At 72.7% G+C, this 15,858-nt stretch carries 16 protein-coding genes; 8 read left to right on the top strand and 8 right to left on the bottom strand.

Annotated elements, in window-relative coordinates:
* The first annotated feature begins 102 nt into the window (after positions 1–102).
* Positions 103–339 carry a hypothetical protein gene (locus ACYVKZ_RS15480; RefSeq protein ID WP_460993109.1) on the top strand — a complete coding sequence of 79 codons (237 nt, stop codon included), beginning with the start codon at positions 103–105 and terminating at the stop codon, positions 337–339.
* A 101-nt stretch (positions 340–440) separates the two neighbouring features.
* Here ACYVKZ_RS15480 and ACYVKZ_RS15485 read toward each other — a convergent pair whose 3' ends face one another.
* Positions 441–950 (bottom strand): MarR family winged helix-turn-helix transcriptional regulator, encoded by a 510-nt coding sequence (locus ACYVKZ_RS15485; RefSeq protein ID WP_460993110.1) that lies wholly within the window; start codon positions 948–950, stop codon positions 441–443.
* Positions 951–1,028: 78 nt separating this feature from the next.
* Here ACYVKZ_RS15485 and ACYVKZ_RS15490 point away from each other — a divergent pair, with 78 nt between their 5' ends.
* Entirely contained in the window at positions 1,029–2,795 is a 1,767-nt protein-coding gene (locus tag ACYVKZ_RS15490) for a chloride channel protein (protein ID WP_460993111.1), read from the top strand.
* Positions 2,796–2,828: 33 nt separating this feature from the next.
* Positions 2,829–3,521, top strand: a complete 693-nt coding sequence (locus ACYVKZ_RS15495) for a DUF4396 domain-containing protein (protein WP_460993112.1) — start codon at positions 2,829–2,831, stop codon at positions 3,519–3,521.
* 16 nt (positions 3,522–3,537) lie between these two features.
* Here ACYVKZ_RS15495 and ACYVKZ_RS15500 read toward each other — a convergent pair whose 3' ends face one another.
* The 3 genes from ACYVKZ_RS15500 to hutG are packed head-to-tail and all read right to left on the bottom strand — an operon-like array spanning position 3,538 to position 6,746.
* Positions 3,538–5,220, bottom strand: coding sequence for an MFS transporter (locus tag ACYVKZ_RS15500; protein ID WP_460993113.1), 1,683 nt, complete (start codon positions 5,218–5,220; stop codon positions 3,538–3,540).
* Positions 5,217–5,735: a MarR family winged helix-turn-helix transcriptional regulator gene (locus ACYVKZ_RS15505; protein WP_460993114.1), complete on the bottom strand. Its 519-nt coding sequence runs from the start codon at positions 5,733–5,735 to the stop codon at positions 5,217–5,219. The genes ACYVKZ_RS15500 and ACYVKZ_RS15505 overlap by 4 nt, the downstream gene beginning before the upstream one ends.
* Before the next feature lie 30 nt (positions 5,736–5,765).
* The gene (gene hutG, locus ACYVKZ_RS15510; RefSeq protein ID WP_460993115.1) at positions 5,766–6,746 is read right to left on the bottom strand and encodes a formimidoylglutamase; all 981 of its coding nucleotides are present in this window, start codon (positions 6,744–6,746) and stop codon (positions 5,766–5,768) included.
* A 161-nt stretch (positions 6,747–6,907) separates the two neighbouring features.
* Between hutG and ACYVKZ_RS15515 the strand changes: the two genes are divergently transcribed.
* The 3 genes from ACYVKZ_RS15515 to ACYVKZ_RS15525 are packed head-to-tail and all read left to right on the top strand — an operon-like array spanning position 6,908 to position 10,180.
* Entirely contained in the window at positions 6,908–9,022 is a 2,115-nt protein-coding gene (locus tag ACYVKZ_RS15515; protein ID WP_460993116.1) for an elongation factor G-like protein EF-G2, read from the top strand.
* Between the two features lie 52 nt (positions 9,023–9,074).
* Positions 9,075–9,395 carry a PadR family transcriptional regulator gene (locus ACYVKZ_RS15520; RefSeq protein ID WP_460993117.1) on the top strand — a complete coding sequence of 107 codons (321 nt, stop codon included), beginning with the start codon at positions 9,075–9,077 and terminating at the stop codon, positions 9,393–9,395.
* Positions 9,392–10,180, top strand: coding sequence for a permease prefix domain 1-containing protein (locus tag ACYVKZ_RS15525; RefSeq protein WP_460993118.1), 789 nt, complete (start codon positions 9,392–9,394; stop codon positions 10,178–10,180). Before ACYVKZ_RS15520 ends, ACYVKZ_RS15525 begins: the two co-directional genes overlap by 4 nt.
* On the opposite strand, the gene ACYVKZ_RS15530 is transcribed toward ACYVKZ_RS15525, so the two are convergent.
* Together ACYVKZ_RS15530 and ACYVKZ_RS15535 are read right to left on the bottom strand one after the other, a co-directional pair.
* Complete coding sequence (locus ACYVKZ_RS15530) at positions 10,158–10,724, bottom strand: NADPH-dependent FMN reductase (protein ID WP_460993119.1); 567 nt, start codon at positions 10,722–10,724, stop codon at positions 10,158–10,160. The two genes, ACYVKZ_RS15525 and ACYVKZ_RS15530, sit on opposite strands and share 23 nt — an antisense overlap.
* A gap of 246 nt (positions 10,725–10,970) precedes the next feature.
* Complete coding sequence (locus tag ACYVKZ_RS15535; RefSeq protein WP_460993120.1) at positions 10,971–12,404, bottom strand: NCS2 family permease; 1,434 nt, start codon at positions 12,402–12,404, stop codon at positions 10,971–10,973.
* A 113-nt stretch (positions 12,405–12,517) separates the two neighbouring features.
* On the opposite strand from ACYVKZ_RS15535, the gene ACYVKZ_RS15540 reads away from it, so the two are divergent.
* Positions 12,518–13,165 carry a copper resistance CopC family protein gene (locus ACYVKZ_RS15540; protein WP_460993121.1) on the top strand — a complete coding sequence of 216 codons (648 nt, stop codon included), beginning with the start codon at positions 12,518–12,520 and terminating at the stop codon, positions 13,163–13,165.
* A gap of 45 nt (positions 13,166–13,210) precedes the next feature.
* On the opposite strand, the gene ACYVKZ_RS15545 is transcribed toward ACYVKZ_RS15540, so the two are convergent.
* On the bottom strand, positions 13,211–13,846 hold the full coding sequence (locus tag ACYVKZ_RS15545; RefSeq protein WP_460993122.1) for an FAD-dependent monooxygenase: 636 nt from the start codon (positions 13,844–13,846) through the stop codon (positions 13,211–13,213).
* A 266-nt stretch (positions 13,847–14,112) separates the two neighbouring features.
* Between ACYVKZ_RS15545 and ACYVKZ_RS15550 the strand changes: the two genes are divergently transcribed.
* Positions 14,113–15,153, top strand: a complete 1,041-nt coding sequence (locus tag ACYVKZ_RS15550) for a universal stress protein (RefSeq protein ID WP_460993123.1) — start codon at positions 14,113–14,115, stop codon at positions 15,151–15,153.
* 311 nt (positions 15,154–15,464) lie between these two features.
* Here ACYVKZ_RS15550 and ACYVKZ_RS15555 read toward each other — a convergent pair whose 3' ends face one another.
* Complete coding sequence (locus ACYVKZ_RS15555; RefSeq protein ID WP_460993125.1) at positions 15,465–15,839, bottom strand: metallopeptidase family protein; 375 nt, start codon at positions 15,837–15,839, stop codon at positions 15,465–15,467.
* Between the last annotated feature and the right edge of the window lie 19 nt (positions 15,840–15,858).

Below are 15,858 nucleotides of genomic sequence, written 5' to 3' on the forward strand. Positions count from 1 at the left end.
GGTGTCCGCGGTGGCGCGGACCACACTGGGGCCATGAAGGCGTGGCTCGGATCACAGAACAACAACGGGCAGCAGGTTTCTGCACAAGGGAGTGAAGAGGCAATGAAGGCACGTGGAGCGGTACTTTCCCGGCGCGGCGCGTACCAGGCGCCGGTCGAGAACTGGACCGAACTCGCAGTGGGGGAGGTTGTCGAAGTGGTCCGGCATGCGCAGGTCGTGGCCCGCGGGACGGTCGAGGAGGTCTCCCTCAGCGGGAATGTCCTCTGGATCCTTCCGCAGGGCCCGCAGGACCGCCAGCTGTGCCTGAAGTCGGACGGGGTGATCGTCCGCCGCGGCTGAGCCACCGCTCGCCGCTGCGGCTGCCTTGCAGAGGCTCGCAAAGCGAAGGGGCCCGCACCTACCGGTGCGGGCCCCTTCGCGTTCCCGTGCGCCGCCGCCGGTCAGAGGCCCATCGTGAGCATCGTCTCGGGCGAGGGCTCGCCGGCCGCCGCGGAGAAGGTATCCAGTGCTGCGACGATCGCGGCGCGCTCCGATGGCCCGAGCCGGCCGAGGATCTCCGCCACCGACTCCCGTCGGCGCTGCGTGGCCTCGTGGACGATCCGAGCGCCCTCCTCCGCGAGCTGCACGAGGATCTCGCGCCGGCTGCCGGGGCTGGGGCTCCGTGCCACGAGGCCGGCATCCTCCATCCGGTCCAAGAAGCGGCTGAAGGTGGACGGCACGGCGTTCAGGCGGCCGGCGACGGCACCGATGGGCAGCGGCCCGGAGCTCGCGAGCACCACGAGCACCCGAAACTGCGGGAGGGTCACGGTCTCGAGCGCCTCGGTGACCGAGGTGGCGATGACTCCCAGGAGCGCCCTGGAGGCCCGGATGACCGCCTCGACGTCGGCGTCCGCGCCTCCCGGACCTGGTCCGCCTGCCTCCCGGTCGCGCTGATGCCTCTCGTCCTCCACGCCTCCCATGCTAACCTCTTGGAGAAGAAACATGCATTTGTGCAAATGTTGTTGCACTGCACATGAGGAGAGGTGCCCATGCCGTCTGCATCCGTCCGCGGTGCCCGCTGGAGGTCGGCCGCCCGTGCGGTCGGAGACCGGGTCGGCGTCAGCTCGCTGTACCTCGTGGCCCTCGCCGTGCTGGTGGGGCTCGGGGCGGGGCTCGCCGCCGTCGGCTTCCGCTGGCTCATCGTCGGCGCCACCCAGATCTTCTCCGGCACGGCCGACTACGCCGCCACGACCGGGAATCCGGCCAACCACTGGGTCCCCTGGCTCGGCCCGGCGTTCGTGGTCCTCGCCCCGGCGGTCGGAGGCCTCGTCTACGGCCCGCTCGTGCACCTGTTCGCCCGAGAGGCGCGCGGGCACGGCGTGCCCGAGGTGATGTACGCCGTCGCGCGCAAGGGCGGGCGGATCAAGGGGCGCGTCGCGGTGGTGAAGGCCCTCGCCTCCGCACTCACCATCGGCTCGGGCGGCTCGGTGGGGCGCGAGGGGCCGATCGTCCAGATCGGGTCCGCCCTCGGCTCGCGTCTGGGGACGCTCGCGGGATTCTCCGAGTCCCAGCTGCGCACCCTCGTCGCGTGCGGAGCTGCCGGCGGCATCGCCGCGACGTTCAACGCGCCGCTCGCCGGCGTCTTCTTCGCCCTCGAGCTCATCCTCCGCGACTTCGCCGCGCGGTCCTTCGCCGCGGTCATGCTCTCCTCGATCGCCGCCTCGGTGGTCGGGCGATCCCTGCTGGGAAACTACCCGTTCCTGCCCCTGCCCGCCTTCACGGTCTCCGACCCCGGCGAGATGCTCGTCTTCGCGCTCCTGGGGCTCGTGGCGGGCGGGGTCGGCGTCCTCTTCTCCAAGGTCCTCTATGCGATCGAGGACGCCTGCGACTGGCTCTGGCGCGGACCGGAGTGGCTGCGCCCCGCCGTCGGCGGCCTTCTCCTCGGTTGCCTGCTCCTCGTCCTCCCGCAGATGTACGGCGTGGGCTATCCGGTGCTGCAGAACAGCATCCTCGGCCACTACGCCCTGCCGTTCCTGCTGCTGCTGACCGTGGCGAAGATGGCGGCCACGAGCCTCACCATCGGCATCGGCGGCTCGGGCGGCGTCTTCGCTCCCTCCCTCTTCATCGGCGCCACCACAGGGGCGGCGTTCGGCCAGATCGCCGCCGCGGCCATGCCGTCCCTCGCCGGGCAGACCGGTGCGTTCGCGCTCGTTGGCATGGGCGCCGTCTTCGCGGGCTCGACGCGGGCCGCGATCACTGCGGGGCTGATCATCTTCGAGCTCACGGGGGAGTACTCGCTCATCCTGCCGCTCCTGCTCGCCGTCCTCGTTGCGACCGCCGTGTCCGCGCTCGCCAGCCGTGACACGATCTACACGCGCAAGCTCCTCCGGCGGGGCATCGACCTCTCGGCGCCGCAGCAGCGGGGCGCGCTCCACGGGCTCACGGTGGCCCAGGCGATGACGGCTCCGCCGCAGCCCCTCGCCGCGACCCTGCCGGTCCGCGAGGCTGCCGCGCTGCTCGCGGGGTCGGCCGAGCGGGCGGCACCCGTGGTCGACGGCGCGCGGCGGCTCACCGGGGTCGTCACCGCGGCGGTGCTCGCCGAGGGCCTCGAGGACGACGACGTCGAGGGCCTCACCGCGGGAGACCTCGCCCAGTCGGCCGGCGCCCTGCGGGAGGCGGACGAGCTCTCCGACGGCGTCGACCTCGTGCTCGCCGCCGCGGACACCGACGGCCTTCCGGTGGTCGACGAGGAAGGGGTGCTCACCGGCTGGCTCGACACGAAGCACGTGCTGCGCTGGCTCATGGCCTCGTCCTGAGCAGCATCGTCGTCCTATGGGTAAGGGAGCATCATGGTACCGATCTGGCTGACTGTGCTCGCCTGGGCATCCCTCGCTGCGGCCGCGGCCAGCGCCGCCGTCATCCTCTTCGACATCTACGCGCGGGGACACCGCCTCCGGATGCGGGTGATGGAGGCGGTATGGCCCGTCACGGCGCTCTACCTCGGGCCTGTCGCTGTGTGGGGATACTGGCGCTACGGGCGCACCACGAGCTCCCGGTGGCTCAAGGACCGCGGACTCGACGAGCCCCCGGAGAAGCCCTTCTGGGCCCAGGTCGCGGTCGGCGTCAGCCACTGCGGCGCGGGCTGCACGCTGGGTGACATCATCGCCGAGACCGGGGTCTTCCTCCTCGGCCTCCAGATTGCGGGCACCGCGCTGTGGGCGGAATACGCGGGCGACTACCTCTTGGCAGTCCTCCTCGGGCTCGCGTTCCAGTACTTCGCGATCGCCCCGATGCGCGGGCTCGGCCTCAGGAAGGGGATCGCGGCTGCCGCGAAGGCCGACGTGCTCTCCCTGACCGCCTTCGAGGTGGGGCTCTTCGGATGGATGGCGCTCATGGCGTTCGTCTTCTTCCCCGGCCCGCACCTCCACCCCGACTCGCCCGTGTACTGGTTCCTCATGCAGGTCGGCATGGTGATCGGCTTCGCCACGGCATGGCCGGCGAACGTCTGGCTCATCCGCAAGGGGGTCAAGGAGGCGATGTAGCCGCGGTGCCGCCGCCCTACGCCGTGGAGGCCTCCGGCTCGAGGTCGACCACCACGAGCTCCGGGGCGGCCGCGCCGCCAGCGGCGGCCGCCAGGCTCGCCCCGAGGTGCCTGCTCACCGGGCCGTGCGGAACCTTGCGCACCACGACCGCGCGGGCGCCGACCTGCGCCGCGTGCCGGGCGATCACCTCGGCCGACGCCGCGTGGTCGCCCACGCTGTGCAGGACGAGGCCCCGGACGGCGAGGCCCGCGCCGGCAAGGCGGTCCAGATGCCCCGCCACGGCGGCACGCGCCTCGGCCTCCGTCTCCGGGCCCACGGCGAGCTCCTCGATGATCTCCGTCTCGCGGACGTGGACGACCTCGAGCGGCGCTCCGACGCGGGAGGCGAGCTCGGCGGCGCGGTCCACAACCTCGGCAGCGGCCGGGTTGGCGCGGACGGCCACGACGATCGGCCGCTCACCGGAGGGCGCCGCCCCGAGCGGCTCGAGTGCCGGCAGGACGGGCTCGGGCTCTTCGCCCCCGTGCTCGGCCGCGGTGACGAGCCTGGCGCCCGAGGCGAGGACCGGCACCGCGAGCAGGAAGGCAGCCGCTCCGACCCAGAACGCGACACTCTGGGTGGTGACCTCGGCGATCTTGCCCGCCACGAAGGGCGCGAGCCCACCGCCGATGAACCGGATGAACCCGTAGGACGACGACGCGACGGACCGCTCGACGGGGGCCACGAGCATGACCGCCTGCGTGGTGAGCGTGTTGTTGATGCCGATGAACGCCCCGCTCACGATCACGGCCACCATGACGACGCCGGGCTGGTTCACCCCGAGCGCGATGACCGCCATCACCACGGCAAGGCCCACCATGTTCGCGTACAGCACGGCCACCGTGCCGAACCGGCGCTGGAGCCTCGGGGCGAAGAACACGGCGAAGAGCGCCACGAGGACGCCCCAGCCGAAGAAGACGAGCCCGAGCTCGTGCGGGCCGAGCTTCATGGGATACGGCGCGTACCCGAGCATCGTGAAGAAGCCCCAGTTGTAGAGCAGGGCCATGATCCCCATTGTCAGCAGGCCGCGGTGCCTCAGCGCCGTCAGCGGGGCGCTGAGCTTGGTCTTCTGGGCCGGTTTGGGCTGCCGGGGCACGAACAGGAGCGTCGCGATGAGGGCGATGCCCATGAGCACCGCGACGCCGTAGAACGGACCGCGCCAGGAGATGCTGCCGAGCTCCCCTCCCAGCAGGGGCCCCACCGCGATGCCGATGCCGAGAGCCGTCTCGTAGAGGATGATCGCTCCGGAGAAGCCGCCCTTCGCCGAGGCGACGATCACGGCGAGGCTCGTGGCGATGAAGAGCGCGTTGCCCAGGCCCCATCCGGCCCGGAAGCCGATGATCCCGCCGATCGTGCCGGAGGTCCCGGCCAGGGCGGCGAAGACCACGATGAGGGCGAGGCCCACGACCAGGGTCCACTTCGACCCGATCCGGCTCGAGACCCAGCCCACGCCGAGCATGGCCACCGCCGTCACCACGAGGTAGCTCGTGAACAGCAGCGAGACGTCGCTCGGCGAGGCATGCAGCCCCGAGGCGAGCGCGGGGAGGATCGGGTCGACGAGGCCGATGCCCATGAAGGAGATGACGCACGCGAACGCCACCGCCCACACGGCGCCGGGCTGCTTGAAGGGGCTGGCTGGGGCGTTTCCGTGGTGCGCACTCATGGGCGGTCCTCTTCCTCCTGGCTCGGGTTCTCGCGCTGGTCCGGGTTCTCGCGCTGGTCTGGGTCGCGGGAGGGCGGCGGATCGGAGCCCACGAGACGCTCGAGCGCCGGGAGCGCCGCGGCGACAGCCGCCCGGTCCGCCGGATCGAGGCCGCCCAGCAGCTCGTCGAGGAACGCCACGCGCCGGGCGCGCCGCTGCCCGAGGACGTCCCGGCCCCGGGCCGTGACGCCCACGAGGACGCCGCGGCGGTCGCCCGCGGCGGTCATGCGCTCCACGAGCCCGTCGGCGGTCATCCGGCCCACGAGCTGGGTCATGGCCGGCTGCGAGACGCCCTCGGCCTGGGCGAGCTCGGTGACCCTCAGGGGGCCTTCCGCCCCGAGCCGTCCGAGCGCGCTCGCTGCCGAGGTGCTGATCCCGCCCACGGACGAGATGGTGCGCAGGCGCCGCACGAGCTGCTCGAGCAGGAGCGAGAATCGCCCCACGAGCTGCGGATCGGATGGGCGCGCGGACGGCATGCGGAGATTATTGCATAAGGCACTTATAAATCATGCGAGGAGGGTGGCGACGAGTCGCGCCGCGACCCGCGCGGTGCGACCGTCGAGGTCGAAGGCCGGGTTCAGCTCCGCGATGTCGGCGTGGAGCAGCTTCCCGCCCGCCACGACCCGGCGCACGACGGCGATGATCACCTCGAGCGGCACCCCCACCGCGGCGGGCGCGGACACCCCCGGCGCCACTGCGGCCGGCAGGACGTCGAGGTCGATCGTGAGGTAGACCGCGTCCAGGTCCGCGAGGAAGTCCTCGACGAAGGACTCGGCGGTCTCCCTCGTCGTGTACTCGTCGAGCAGGTAGCGCACCCGCAGCTCGTCCGCCCGCTGGAACAGGGCACGGGTGTTGTTCGGCTGCGAGATCCCCAGCACCGCGTACTGCAGCTCGCGGCCCTCGGCGGCCTCGGCCCGGGCCATCTGGAGGAACGGGGTCCCGGAGGTCGCGCGGTCCTCGTTGCGCAGGTCGAAGTGCGCATCGAGGTTGAGGACCCCGACCCTGGCCCCGCCGGTGCGCTCCGACTGCACGAGGCCCACATAGCTCGCGTAGGCCGTCTCGTGGCCGCCGCCGAGCCCCACGGTGAGCGCGCCGGCGTCGAGCGCGGCGGCCAGTGCCGCGCCGAAGCGGTCCTGGCCTCCCTCGAGGTCCCCGGGGAACTCGTCCCCGCCGGTGACCACGGCGACGTCCCCGGCGTCGAACACCTCCCGGTCGAGGTGGAAGGCGAGCGGGCCGAGGGCCGCGCGGATCGCCCCCGGGCCCTCGGCCGCGCCCAGCCGGCCCTTGTTGCGCCGCACGCCCTCCTCCGAGCGGAATCCGAGCAGCACAGCGGGACGCGACCGGGCGCCGTCGTGCGCCGCGGCCGCCGCGGCGAGCGCCTCGGGCGTGTAGGGCCGCACGGCCTGCCACCAGCGGCGGTGCTCCGCGGAGTCTCCGTCGTTGCGGCCGAGCCACGGCTCGCACGGGATGTCTATGGGCTCGCTCATCCTCCCAGCACACAGCATCGGACCGGGCCCACGCCAGTGCCCGCGGCCTTCGATGTCCGGGGCCCCGGATTCGATGCCGGCCGCCCCTCGCCTCAGCGCCGCGGCGGGGGCAGGATAGGGACACCACACGGCCGGCTGGGGAGCAGGAGCAGGAGGAATCCATGGCGGGCAAAGGGACCAACGGGTCCACGAAGGCCCCCGGGGCCGCGGACCGTTCGGAGTTGATCCGCAATGTGGTGCTCGTGGGCCACTCGGGTGCGGGGAAGACCACGCTCCTCGAGGCGATCCTCGCCTCGACCGGGGCGATCGCGCGACGGGGCACGATCGCGGACGGCACCACCGTGGGGGACTCGGATCCCGCGGCCGTCCGCCAGCAGCGCTCGGTAGCGCTGTCCCTGGCGCCGGTGACGGTGGGGGAGACCAAGGTCAACCTCCTGGACACCCCCGGGTACGCCGACTTCGTGGGCGAGCTCCGCGCGGGGCTGAGGGCCGCCGACGCCGCCCTCTTCGTCGTCTCGGCCGCCGAGGAGGTCGACGCTGCGACCGCCGCCCTATGGGACGAGTGCGCGCGCGTGGGGATGCCGCGCGCCGTCGTGGTCAGCAAGCTCGACCATCCCCGCGCCGACTACGATGCCGCGCTCGCCCGCTGCCAGGCCGCGTTCGGCGACTCCGTGCTCCCGCTCTACGTCCCCGTGGCATCCGGCGGTGCGCCGACGGGCCTGCTCGGCCTGCTCACCCGGACCGTCTCGGACTACCCTGACGAGGCGGCGCAGCCGGGCACGCCGCCCCAGACGCGGCCCGCCACCGCCGAGGAGCTCGACGGCAGGGACGAGGCGCGCGGGGCCCTCATCGAGGGCATCATCGCCGAGAGCGAGGACGAGACGCTCATGGACCGCTACCTGGGCGGCGAGGACATCGGCCTGGACACGGTCATCGGCGACCTCGAGAAGGCCGTGGCCAGCGGCTCCTTCTTCCCGGTCGTGCCGACCGCAGCGCTCGCCGGCATCGGGACGGCGGAGGTCCTCGAGGTCATCCGTCGGGGCTTCCCGTCCCCCGCCGAGCATGCCGTGCCCCCGGTCACGGACCTCGGAGGCAGGCCGGTCAGGGGGCTGCGCTGCGACCCGGACGGGCCGCTCGTGGGCGAGGTCGTGCGGACCACCGTGGACCCGTTCCTGGGCCGGGTGTGCCTCGTGCGGCTCTTCTCCGGCACGCTGCGCGAGGACACGCCCGTCCACGTGGCGGGGCACGGCCTCGCCGAGCGCGGCCACCCGGACCACGACGCCGACGAGCGGCTGGGCCACCTCTACACCCCGTTCGGCGCGACGCTGCAGGCCGCCCCACACGCCGTGGCGGGGGACCTCTGCGCGGTCGCGCGGCTGGGCGCGGAGACCGGGGACACGGTCTCCGCGCGCGAGACTCCCCTCCTGGTCGCGCCGTGGGAGATGCCGGAGCCGCTCATGCCCGTGGCCGTGGAGGCCGCTTCCCACGGCGACGAGGACGCGCTCGCCAAGAGCCTCGCCAAGGTCGCGGCCGGCGATCCGACCCTGCGGGTGGAGCGGAATCCGGAGACCCATCAGCTCGTCCTGTGGTGCATGGGCGAGGCGCACGCGGAGGTGGTGCTGGACCGGCTGCGCGACCAGGGGGTCAAGCTGCAGACGGTCGACGTCGTCACGCCCCTGCGCGAGACCTTCGCCGCCCCGGCGGCCGGGCACGGGCGGCACGTCAAGCAGTCCGGCGGCCACGGCCAGTTCGCGATCTGCGACATCGAGGTCGAGCCCCTCGAGCGCGGCGCCGGGTTCGAGTTCGCGGACCGCATTGTGGGCGGGGCCATCCCGAGGCCGTTCGTCGAGTCCGTCGAGAAGGGGGTCCGGGCGCAGATGTCCAAGGGCGTGGCGGAGGGCTTCCCCGTGGTCGACATCCGGGTGACCCTCGTGGGCGGCAAGACGCACAGCGTGGACTCCTCCGACGCCGCCTTCCAGGCCGCGGGGGCCCTCGCGCTGCGCGAGGCCGCGGCCTCCGCGAGGATCCAGCTGCTCGAGCCGGTCTCGGCCGTGACCATCAGCGTGCCGGCCGACTACGTCGGCGCGGTCATGAGCGACCTCTCGTCCCGGCGGGGGCGCCTCACCGGGACCACCTCCGCCGGCGAGACGACCGAGATCAGTGCCGAGGTTCCCGATGCCGAGCTCCTGCGGTACGCGGTGGAGCTGCGCGGGCTCACCGCCGGCACGGGGACGTTCCGGCGCGAATACCTCCGCCACGATCCCGCGCCGCGCTGACCTCGGGCCGGACCCTTGCGGGCCAGCCGTGCGCTACCTAGATTGTCTAGGTATGGGACGCAGTGGCGTGAACGGGCAGCTCGACCTCCTCCTCCTCGCCTCGCTCGGTGCGGGCGAGGCCCACGGATATGCGCTCATCGCGCGCATCCACGAGCGCAGCGGAGCACGGTTCGAGCTCCAGGAGGGCTCGGTCTACCCTGCGCTCCACAAGCTCGAGGCGGCGGGCTGGGCCGCGAGCCGGTGGGCGGACGCCGCCGCGCGACGCCGCGTCTACTCCCTGACCACGGCGGGGCGCGCGGAACTCGAACGTAGGACGCGGGAATGGAACGGATTCGCCTCTGGGGTCCGCGGCGTCCTCGGAGCGGCGCAGTGAACGCGCGGCCGGGAGCCGGAGGCGCCATCGAGGCCTACCTCGACGAGCTCTTCGCGGCGGCCAGGGACGCCGAGCCCGCGGCCGCCCGCCGGCTGCTCGCCGAGGCCGAGGCCCACCTGCGCGAATCGGCAGCCCGTCTGGGAGCCCAGGGCCTCGGGCCCGAGGAAGCCGAGACGGAGGCGGTGCGCCGGTTCGGGTCCGTAGCCGCCGTGACCCCGGCGCTGCGGACGCCGCTGCGCTCGGTCGGCCGCCTGCCGCTGCACGCGCTCGTGCGGCCAGCCGTGGGGCTCGCGGCCCTCGGGGCGATCGCCGTGGGACTCAGCGGTGTGCTCTCCGAGGTGTTCGGACGACTGTGGGGCGCAGGGTTCGTGTCCGGCGACCTCCCTGGGGTCGCCTACACCGCCGCGCGCTGCGCCGTCCTGCAGGCGCCGTATCCGGGCCTCGACTGTGCCCAGGCGGCTGCCCAGCACCACTGGGGCGAGGTGGTCGAGGGCCGCGTGTTCCTCGGCGCAGTGGGCATCGTGCTGCTGGTCCTGTGGGGGATCCTGCCCCCAGACCTCCCGCTCCCCGCGGGGCTCGTCCCGGGGCTCGGCGCTGCGGCCTTCCTGCTGGCCTCGGCGGCCACCGGGCTCGCCGCCGGCAGCGCCGCCGTCCAGGGCGGGCAGGGGGTCGGCGCATGGCTCAGCGCCACGAGCGTCGCCCTTCCGCTCGGCCTGGCGCTGGGCGTGCTCGCCGCCGTCCGGGCGCGCCGGCAGCCGGCCCTCAGGGACGCGGCAGCACGGTGAGGACCCGCTCCACGAACAGGGCGAACTCCTCCATGAAGTGCCGCAGGAACTCCTCGGTGCTCGGGTCGGTGACCTCGCCGTCCTCCGTGATGAGCCCCGGGAGGAACTGCAGGTACGCCTCGGGCGCGCTCATCTGGGGCGAATTGCAGAAGGCGAGCACCCCGCGCAGGTTCTGCTGCGCCACGGCGGTCCCGATCTTGCCCGGGGAGGTGCCGATGATGGCGGACGGCTTGCGGTTGAACGAGTTGGTGCCCCACGGGCGCGAGGCCCAGTCGATGGCGTTCTTGAGGGCGCCGGGGATGTCCCGGTTGTACTCGGGCGTGACGAAGAGGACGGCGTCGACGCGCTCGATCGCCTCCTTCAAGGCCCGCCCCTCCGGCGGGTAGTCGGCGTCGAAGTCGTGGTTGTACAGCGGGAGGTCCTTGATCGGGATCTCCTCGAACGCGAGCGAGTCGGGGGCGAGGCGGATGAGCGCCCTGGAGAGCGTGCGGTTGATCGACTTCTGGGACAGGCTGCCGATGAAGTAGCCGACGGTGTAGGCCATTCGCGTGGTCCTTCCAGTGCTGGCGCCGCAGGTGGGGGTGCAAGCGGTACGGCCGCGGCGCCGTCGTCAGCGTACGACGCCGCCCTGCCTGCCGGAAGGCATTAGGCCCGGGCCGGCGCCCGCTGCCGGGACCCGGGTCTAGGGCGGTCCCGACCCCAAGGCTGCACGAAAGAAGCCCTCCCCTTCGGACAGTGCCCCGGGATGCAGACCGAGGCTCTGACCGAAGGGGAGGGCGAAAGTCCACGCCTAGAAGCCGAGGACCTTCTCGACCGGGCCGATCCCGAAGAAGATGAGGAACGCGGCGGCCACAGCCCACATGAGCGGGTGGATCTCCTTGGCGCGGCCCTGGAAGAGGCGCACGAGCACGTAGGAGATGAAGCCGGCGCCGAGGCCGTTCGCGATCGAGTAGGTGAACGGCATGAGGCCGATCGTGAGGAACGCCGGGATCGCGATCCCGAGGTCGTGCCAGTCGATCCTCGCGACCTGCTGGAACATGAGGAAGCCCACGATCACGAGCGCGGGGGCCACGGCCTCGAACGGCACGAGGTTGATCAGCGGGGTCAGGAACATCGCCACGAGGAGCAGCGCGCCCGTGACCACGGAGGCGAGGCCCGTCCGGGCGCCCTCGCCGATGCCCGCGCCGGACTCGACGAAGATCTGGTTGGAGGAGATCGATGTGCCGCCGCCGGCGATCGCGCCGAACGCGTCGACCAGGAGCACCCGGTCCACATTCGGGATCTGGCCGTTCTCGTCCATGGTGCCGGCCTCGCGGGCCAGACCCACCATGGTGCCCATGGCGTCGAAGAAGATGCTCAGCAGGATCACGAACGCCATGAGGAGGGCGCCGAGGGTGCCCAGGTGTGCGAAGGCGCCCAGCGGATTGGCCTGGCCGAACAGGCTCAGGTCCACGGGCGCGATGTTGCCGAGGCCCGGGACCACGAGCGACCAGCCCGCGGGGTTGGGGGCCTGGCCCGGGGCCACGGACGGGCCCACGTGGAAGACGAGCTCGACGATGTTCGCGAGGATGGTCGCGGCGATGATGCCGATCAGGAGCGCGCCGCGCACCTTGCGGACCATGAGGGCGATCGTGAGGACCAGGCCCACCACGAACACGAGCGTGGGCCAGCCCACGAGCCGCCCGGCGTCGCCGAGACCCAGCGGCACGGTGGTCCCGGCCGCGTCGGGGATGCGTCGCACGAAGCCAGCGTTGACGAGCCCGATGAGGGCGATGAAGACGCCGATGCCCACCACGATCGCCGTCTTGAGCCCCTCGGGCACCGCCTTGAACACCGCGGTGCGGAAGCCGGTGAGCACGAGCACGAACATGACCACGCCGGCCACGAGCACGAGGCCCATCATGTCCGGCCACGTCACGTTCGGGTGGGTCGCCACGGTCACGGCCACGAACGCGTTCACGCCCAGTCCCGTCGCGAGCGCGAACGGGTGCTTGGCCCACACGCCCATCAGGATCGTCAGGATGCCGGCCACGAGGGCGGTCATCGCCGCGACCCGCGGGATGCCGAGGTGGTTTCCGGCCGCGTCGGCCCCCGAGAGGATCAGCGGGTTGAGGACCACGATGTAGCTGAGCGCGAAGAACGTCGCGAGGCCGCCGCGGATCTCGCGGGCTACCGTCGAGCCGCGCTCGCTGATCTTGAAGTACCGGTCCACTGCCGATGCCATGGGCGCTCCTGGTGAAGGGGATTGAGGGGTGCGGGGCGTCCCGGGCAGCCGGAAGGCCGGGTCAATACTACTCGCCAGTTGTGGGCCCTCTGGCCGGAAAATACGCTGGTGTGATGCAGATCCTCCGCCGCCTCCGCGTGTCCTCGGCCCGTGGGACCGTTGCGGCGTCCGCTGCCCTGACGGTCCTCGCGCTCCTCCTGGTCGCCCCGGCCCCGGCCTTCGCCCACGACGCGCTGGAAGGCTCCGCCCCGACGTCGGGCGCGACGGTGGCCGCGGCGCCGGGGGAGGTGCGGCTGGACTTCAGCGAGACGCCCCTCGGCGTGGGCGCGCAGATCACGGTGACCGACCCCGCCGGGAGGGTCGTCTCGGACGGCGCCCCCGAGGTGGTCGACCGCAGCGTCCACCAGAAGCTCAGCGCCGGCGGCCCGGCGGGCGCCTACACGGTGGTGTGGCGCGTGGTGAGCTCGGACTCGCACCCGATCGAGGGGACCTTCACCTTCACGGTCGCCGCGGGAGGCACGACGCCGGCCTCCGGCACCGGGGCGTCCGCGGGGCCGGGCACGCCGCCCGGGATCCAGGCCTCGCAGCCGGGCACTGCGCAGACGGCCCCTCCCGCGCCGGCGGCCCCGTCGGAGCCGTTCCCGTGGATGGTCGTGGTGTTCGCCGTAGTTGCCGTCGGACTCCTCGCGGCGCTCGGGGCGGGCGCCCGGCGCCGGCTCTCCCGCGGGGAGGAAATGCCCGGGGACCCGGAAGGGGACTGACCCGGAAGGGAACGGGCCCGTCTTGCCTGGCGGGAGTCCCGCGCGTCAGGCCGGCTGGAGGCCGGCGCCGACCTGCGCGGACACCTCGGCGCCCACGTGCTTGGCCTGCAGGAGCACCTCGCGGGTGCTGGGTGCGGCCAGCCCCGTTACGCCCACGAGGTAGAGGCCGATCTGCCCGAGGGCCTCGAGCAGGTGCTCGCCGAGGGAGTAGCCGAGGTCGGCGAGGAAGCGCCGCAGCTGGTTGTGCGCGCAGCGGGTGAGCACCACGGCGTCCGCGTACAGGACGCCGGTGTCGGTGCGCACGGCCCACCGTGCCGGCGCCCCGGGCTCCTGCGCCTCGACGAGGGCGAGGTGGCGCGCGGTGAGGTGGTGGCGCACGTCGAGGCCGTGGCTCACGGCGTGCTTGCGGAGGTGGCGCAGCACCTCGAGGTACTCCATGGACTCGGCGCTCGAGAGGTCCGCGACCCGCAGGGCGCACGTGGCGGTGGTGGGGGCCGAGCTCTCGAGCCCGTCCACGGTGACGGTGGCCACGGCGTGGCGGGCGAGCTCTGCGGCGACTGCGAGCCCGGACAGGCCCGTCCCGATCACGATGGCACTCGTCGACTCGGAGCAGGGGTCCTCGTCCTGGAGCGCCCCGGGCTGCGGGCTCGGCGCGTCCTCATGGCGCGATGGCTTGGGCACGGGGCTGGTCCTCCTGCGGAGTTGCATGGTCGGTTGCTGCTCGCGCGGTTCCCCCGACACTGCTTGCAGAACACCACCCCGCATCCGAAAGGTTCGTTCCAGAACGGGGTGACGCACTCGACCCTACAGAAAATCCGGGCGCTTCGGTAGACCGTTCTGTGACCTTGTGGACGGTTCCTCCGGGCGGCCTTGACCACCCCTCTGTCACGGGGGACATTGGCCATGTGGGGGCCGTGTTAGGCTCCCAGCGAGTCGAGGAGGATGCCATGGACGCCCAGCTCCACCCCCAGGACGATGCGGCCGGCGGAGAGCCGGCTGGAGCCGATCTCCCCACGGGGATCGTGGTCGGCGTCGACGGCTCCGAGCATGGCCGGTGCGCCCTCGCATGGGCGGCCCAGGAGGCCCGGCGGCGCCGGCGCCCCCTCCATGTCGTGACGGCCTACAGCGTTCCCCTCTTCGCGGCGTCGGGCCTGGACGGCGGCTACGCGACCTTCGACGACACCGTGATCCGCGACGGCGCGGAGGCCGTCCTCAGGGAGGCGATCGAGCAGCTCGGCGACGTCGAGGGCCTCGAGGTCACCTCCTCCGTCGAGTCCGGCGACGCAGCCGGAGTGCTCCTCGAATTCTCCAGGGCAGCAGAGCTCCTCGTGTTCGGCTCCCGCGGCCGCGGCGGGTTCGTCGGCAGGCTCCTTGGCTCCGTCTCGAGCGCCCTCCCCGCCCATGCACACTGCACCACCGTGACCGTTCCGCTGCGCTTCGCGGAGCGGATCGGCGGCGTCATCGAGGACCGGCATGTCCGCGAGGAGCAGTCCAAGGAAGGCCCCGTGCGCGTCGAGGACGTGGTGGCGGTCGGCGTCGACGGCTCAGACCAGGCCCGAGTGGCGGTCCTCGTGGCGGCCGAGGAGGCGATGATGCGGGGCGTTCCGCTGCGGGTCGTCTGCGCGGTGCCGCAGTTCAGCGGGAGCCTCGCGTGGGTCCCCGCGCCGGTGGACAGGGAGCAGCTGTTCCAGGACATCCGCGCCCAGCTCAAGGCGGGGACGGCTTGGCTCCAGAGCCACTTCCCCGACCTCGAGGTGCAGACGAGCCTGCTCGACGGCGCCCCCGTGGACGTGCTCGTGGACGTCTCGCACACCGTCGACCTCCTCGTGCTCGGCACGCGCGGCCGCGGCGGCTTCACCGGCATGCTGCTCGGCTCGACGACGGACGGCGTCCTCCACCACGCCAAGGGCCCCGTCATGGTCGTTCCCGACAGCGCCGACGAGCGCCTCGCCGACCGGGCGTCCTTCGGCCCGATGCTCGCCCACTAACCTCACCCCACCACCCACCCGGGCGCCCGTTTCGGGTACGCATCTCGTCGCCCTTTCCCCCTTCCGGGTACGTATCCCGGCGGTTTTTCGGCGTTTCGGGTACAAGACGGCCTTGCTTCTGGCCGCGGTGCGCACGACGCCGGTCCCCGCCTTGGTGCGGTTCCCAGCGGCAGCCCATGGTCGCCGTCGTACCCGGAATGCCAGAAAGACGACGAGATGCGTACCCGAAACGCAGGGGGCGGCGGGATGAGGAGGGCGGGACGGCGGATGAGGAGGGCGGGGCGGCGGGATGAGGAAGGCGGGGCGGCGGGTCAGCCCCAGCCCAGCTCGTGGAGGCGGGCGTCGTCGATCCCGAAGTGGTGCGCGAACTCGTGCACCACGGTCACGAGGATCTCCTGGACGACCTCCTCACGGGTGGAGCACATCTGCAGGATCGGCTCGCGGAAGATCGTGATGCGGTCGGGAAGCGAGCCGGCGGCGTACCACTCGCCCCGCTCGGTGAGCGGCGTACCCTCGTAGAGGCCCAGCAGGACCGTGTCCGGGTCCTCGTGGGCGCCCGGGACGTAGGTGTCCTCGATGAAGACGGCCACATTGTCCATGTGCTTGGCGACGCGCCGCGGGATCCGGGCGAGGGCGGCGTCGACGGCCGCCTCGAACTCATCCTCGCCCATCCATGCCCCGCCCATGCGCCCCACTCTACTGATT

The sequence above is a fragment of the Sinomonas soli genome (assembly GCF_054782415.1).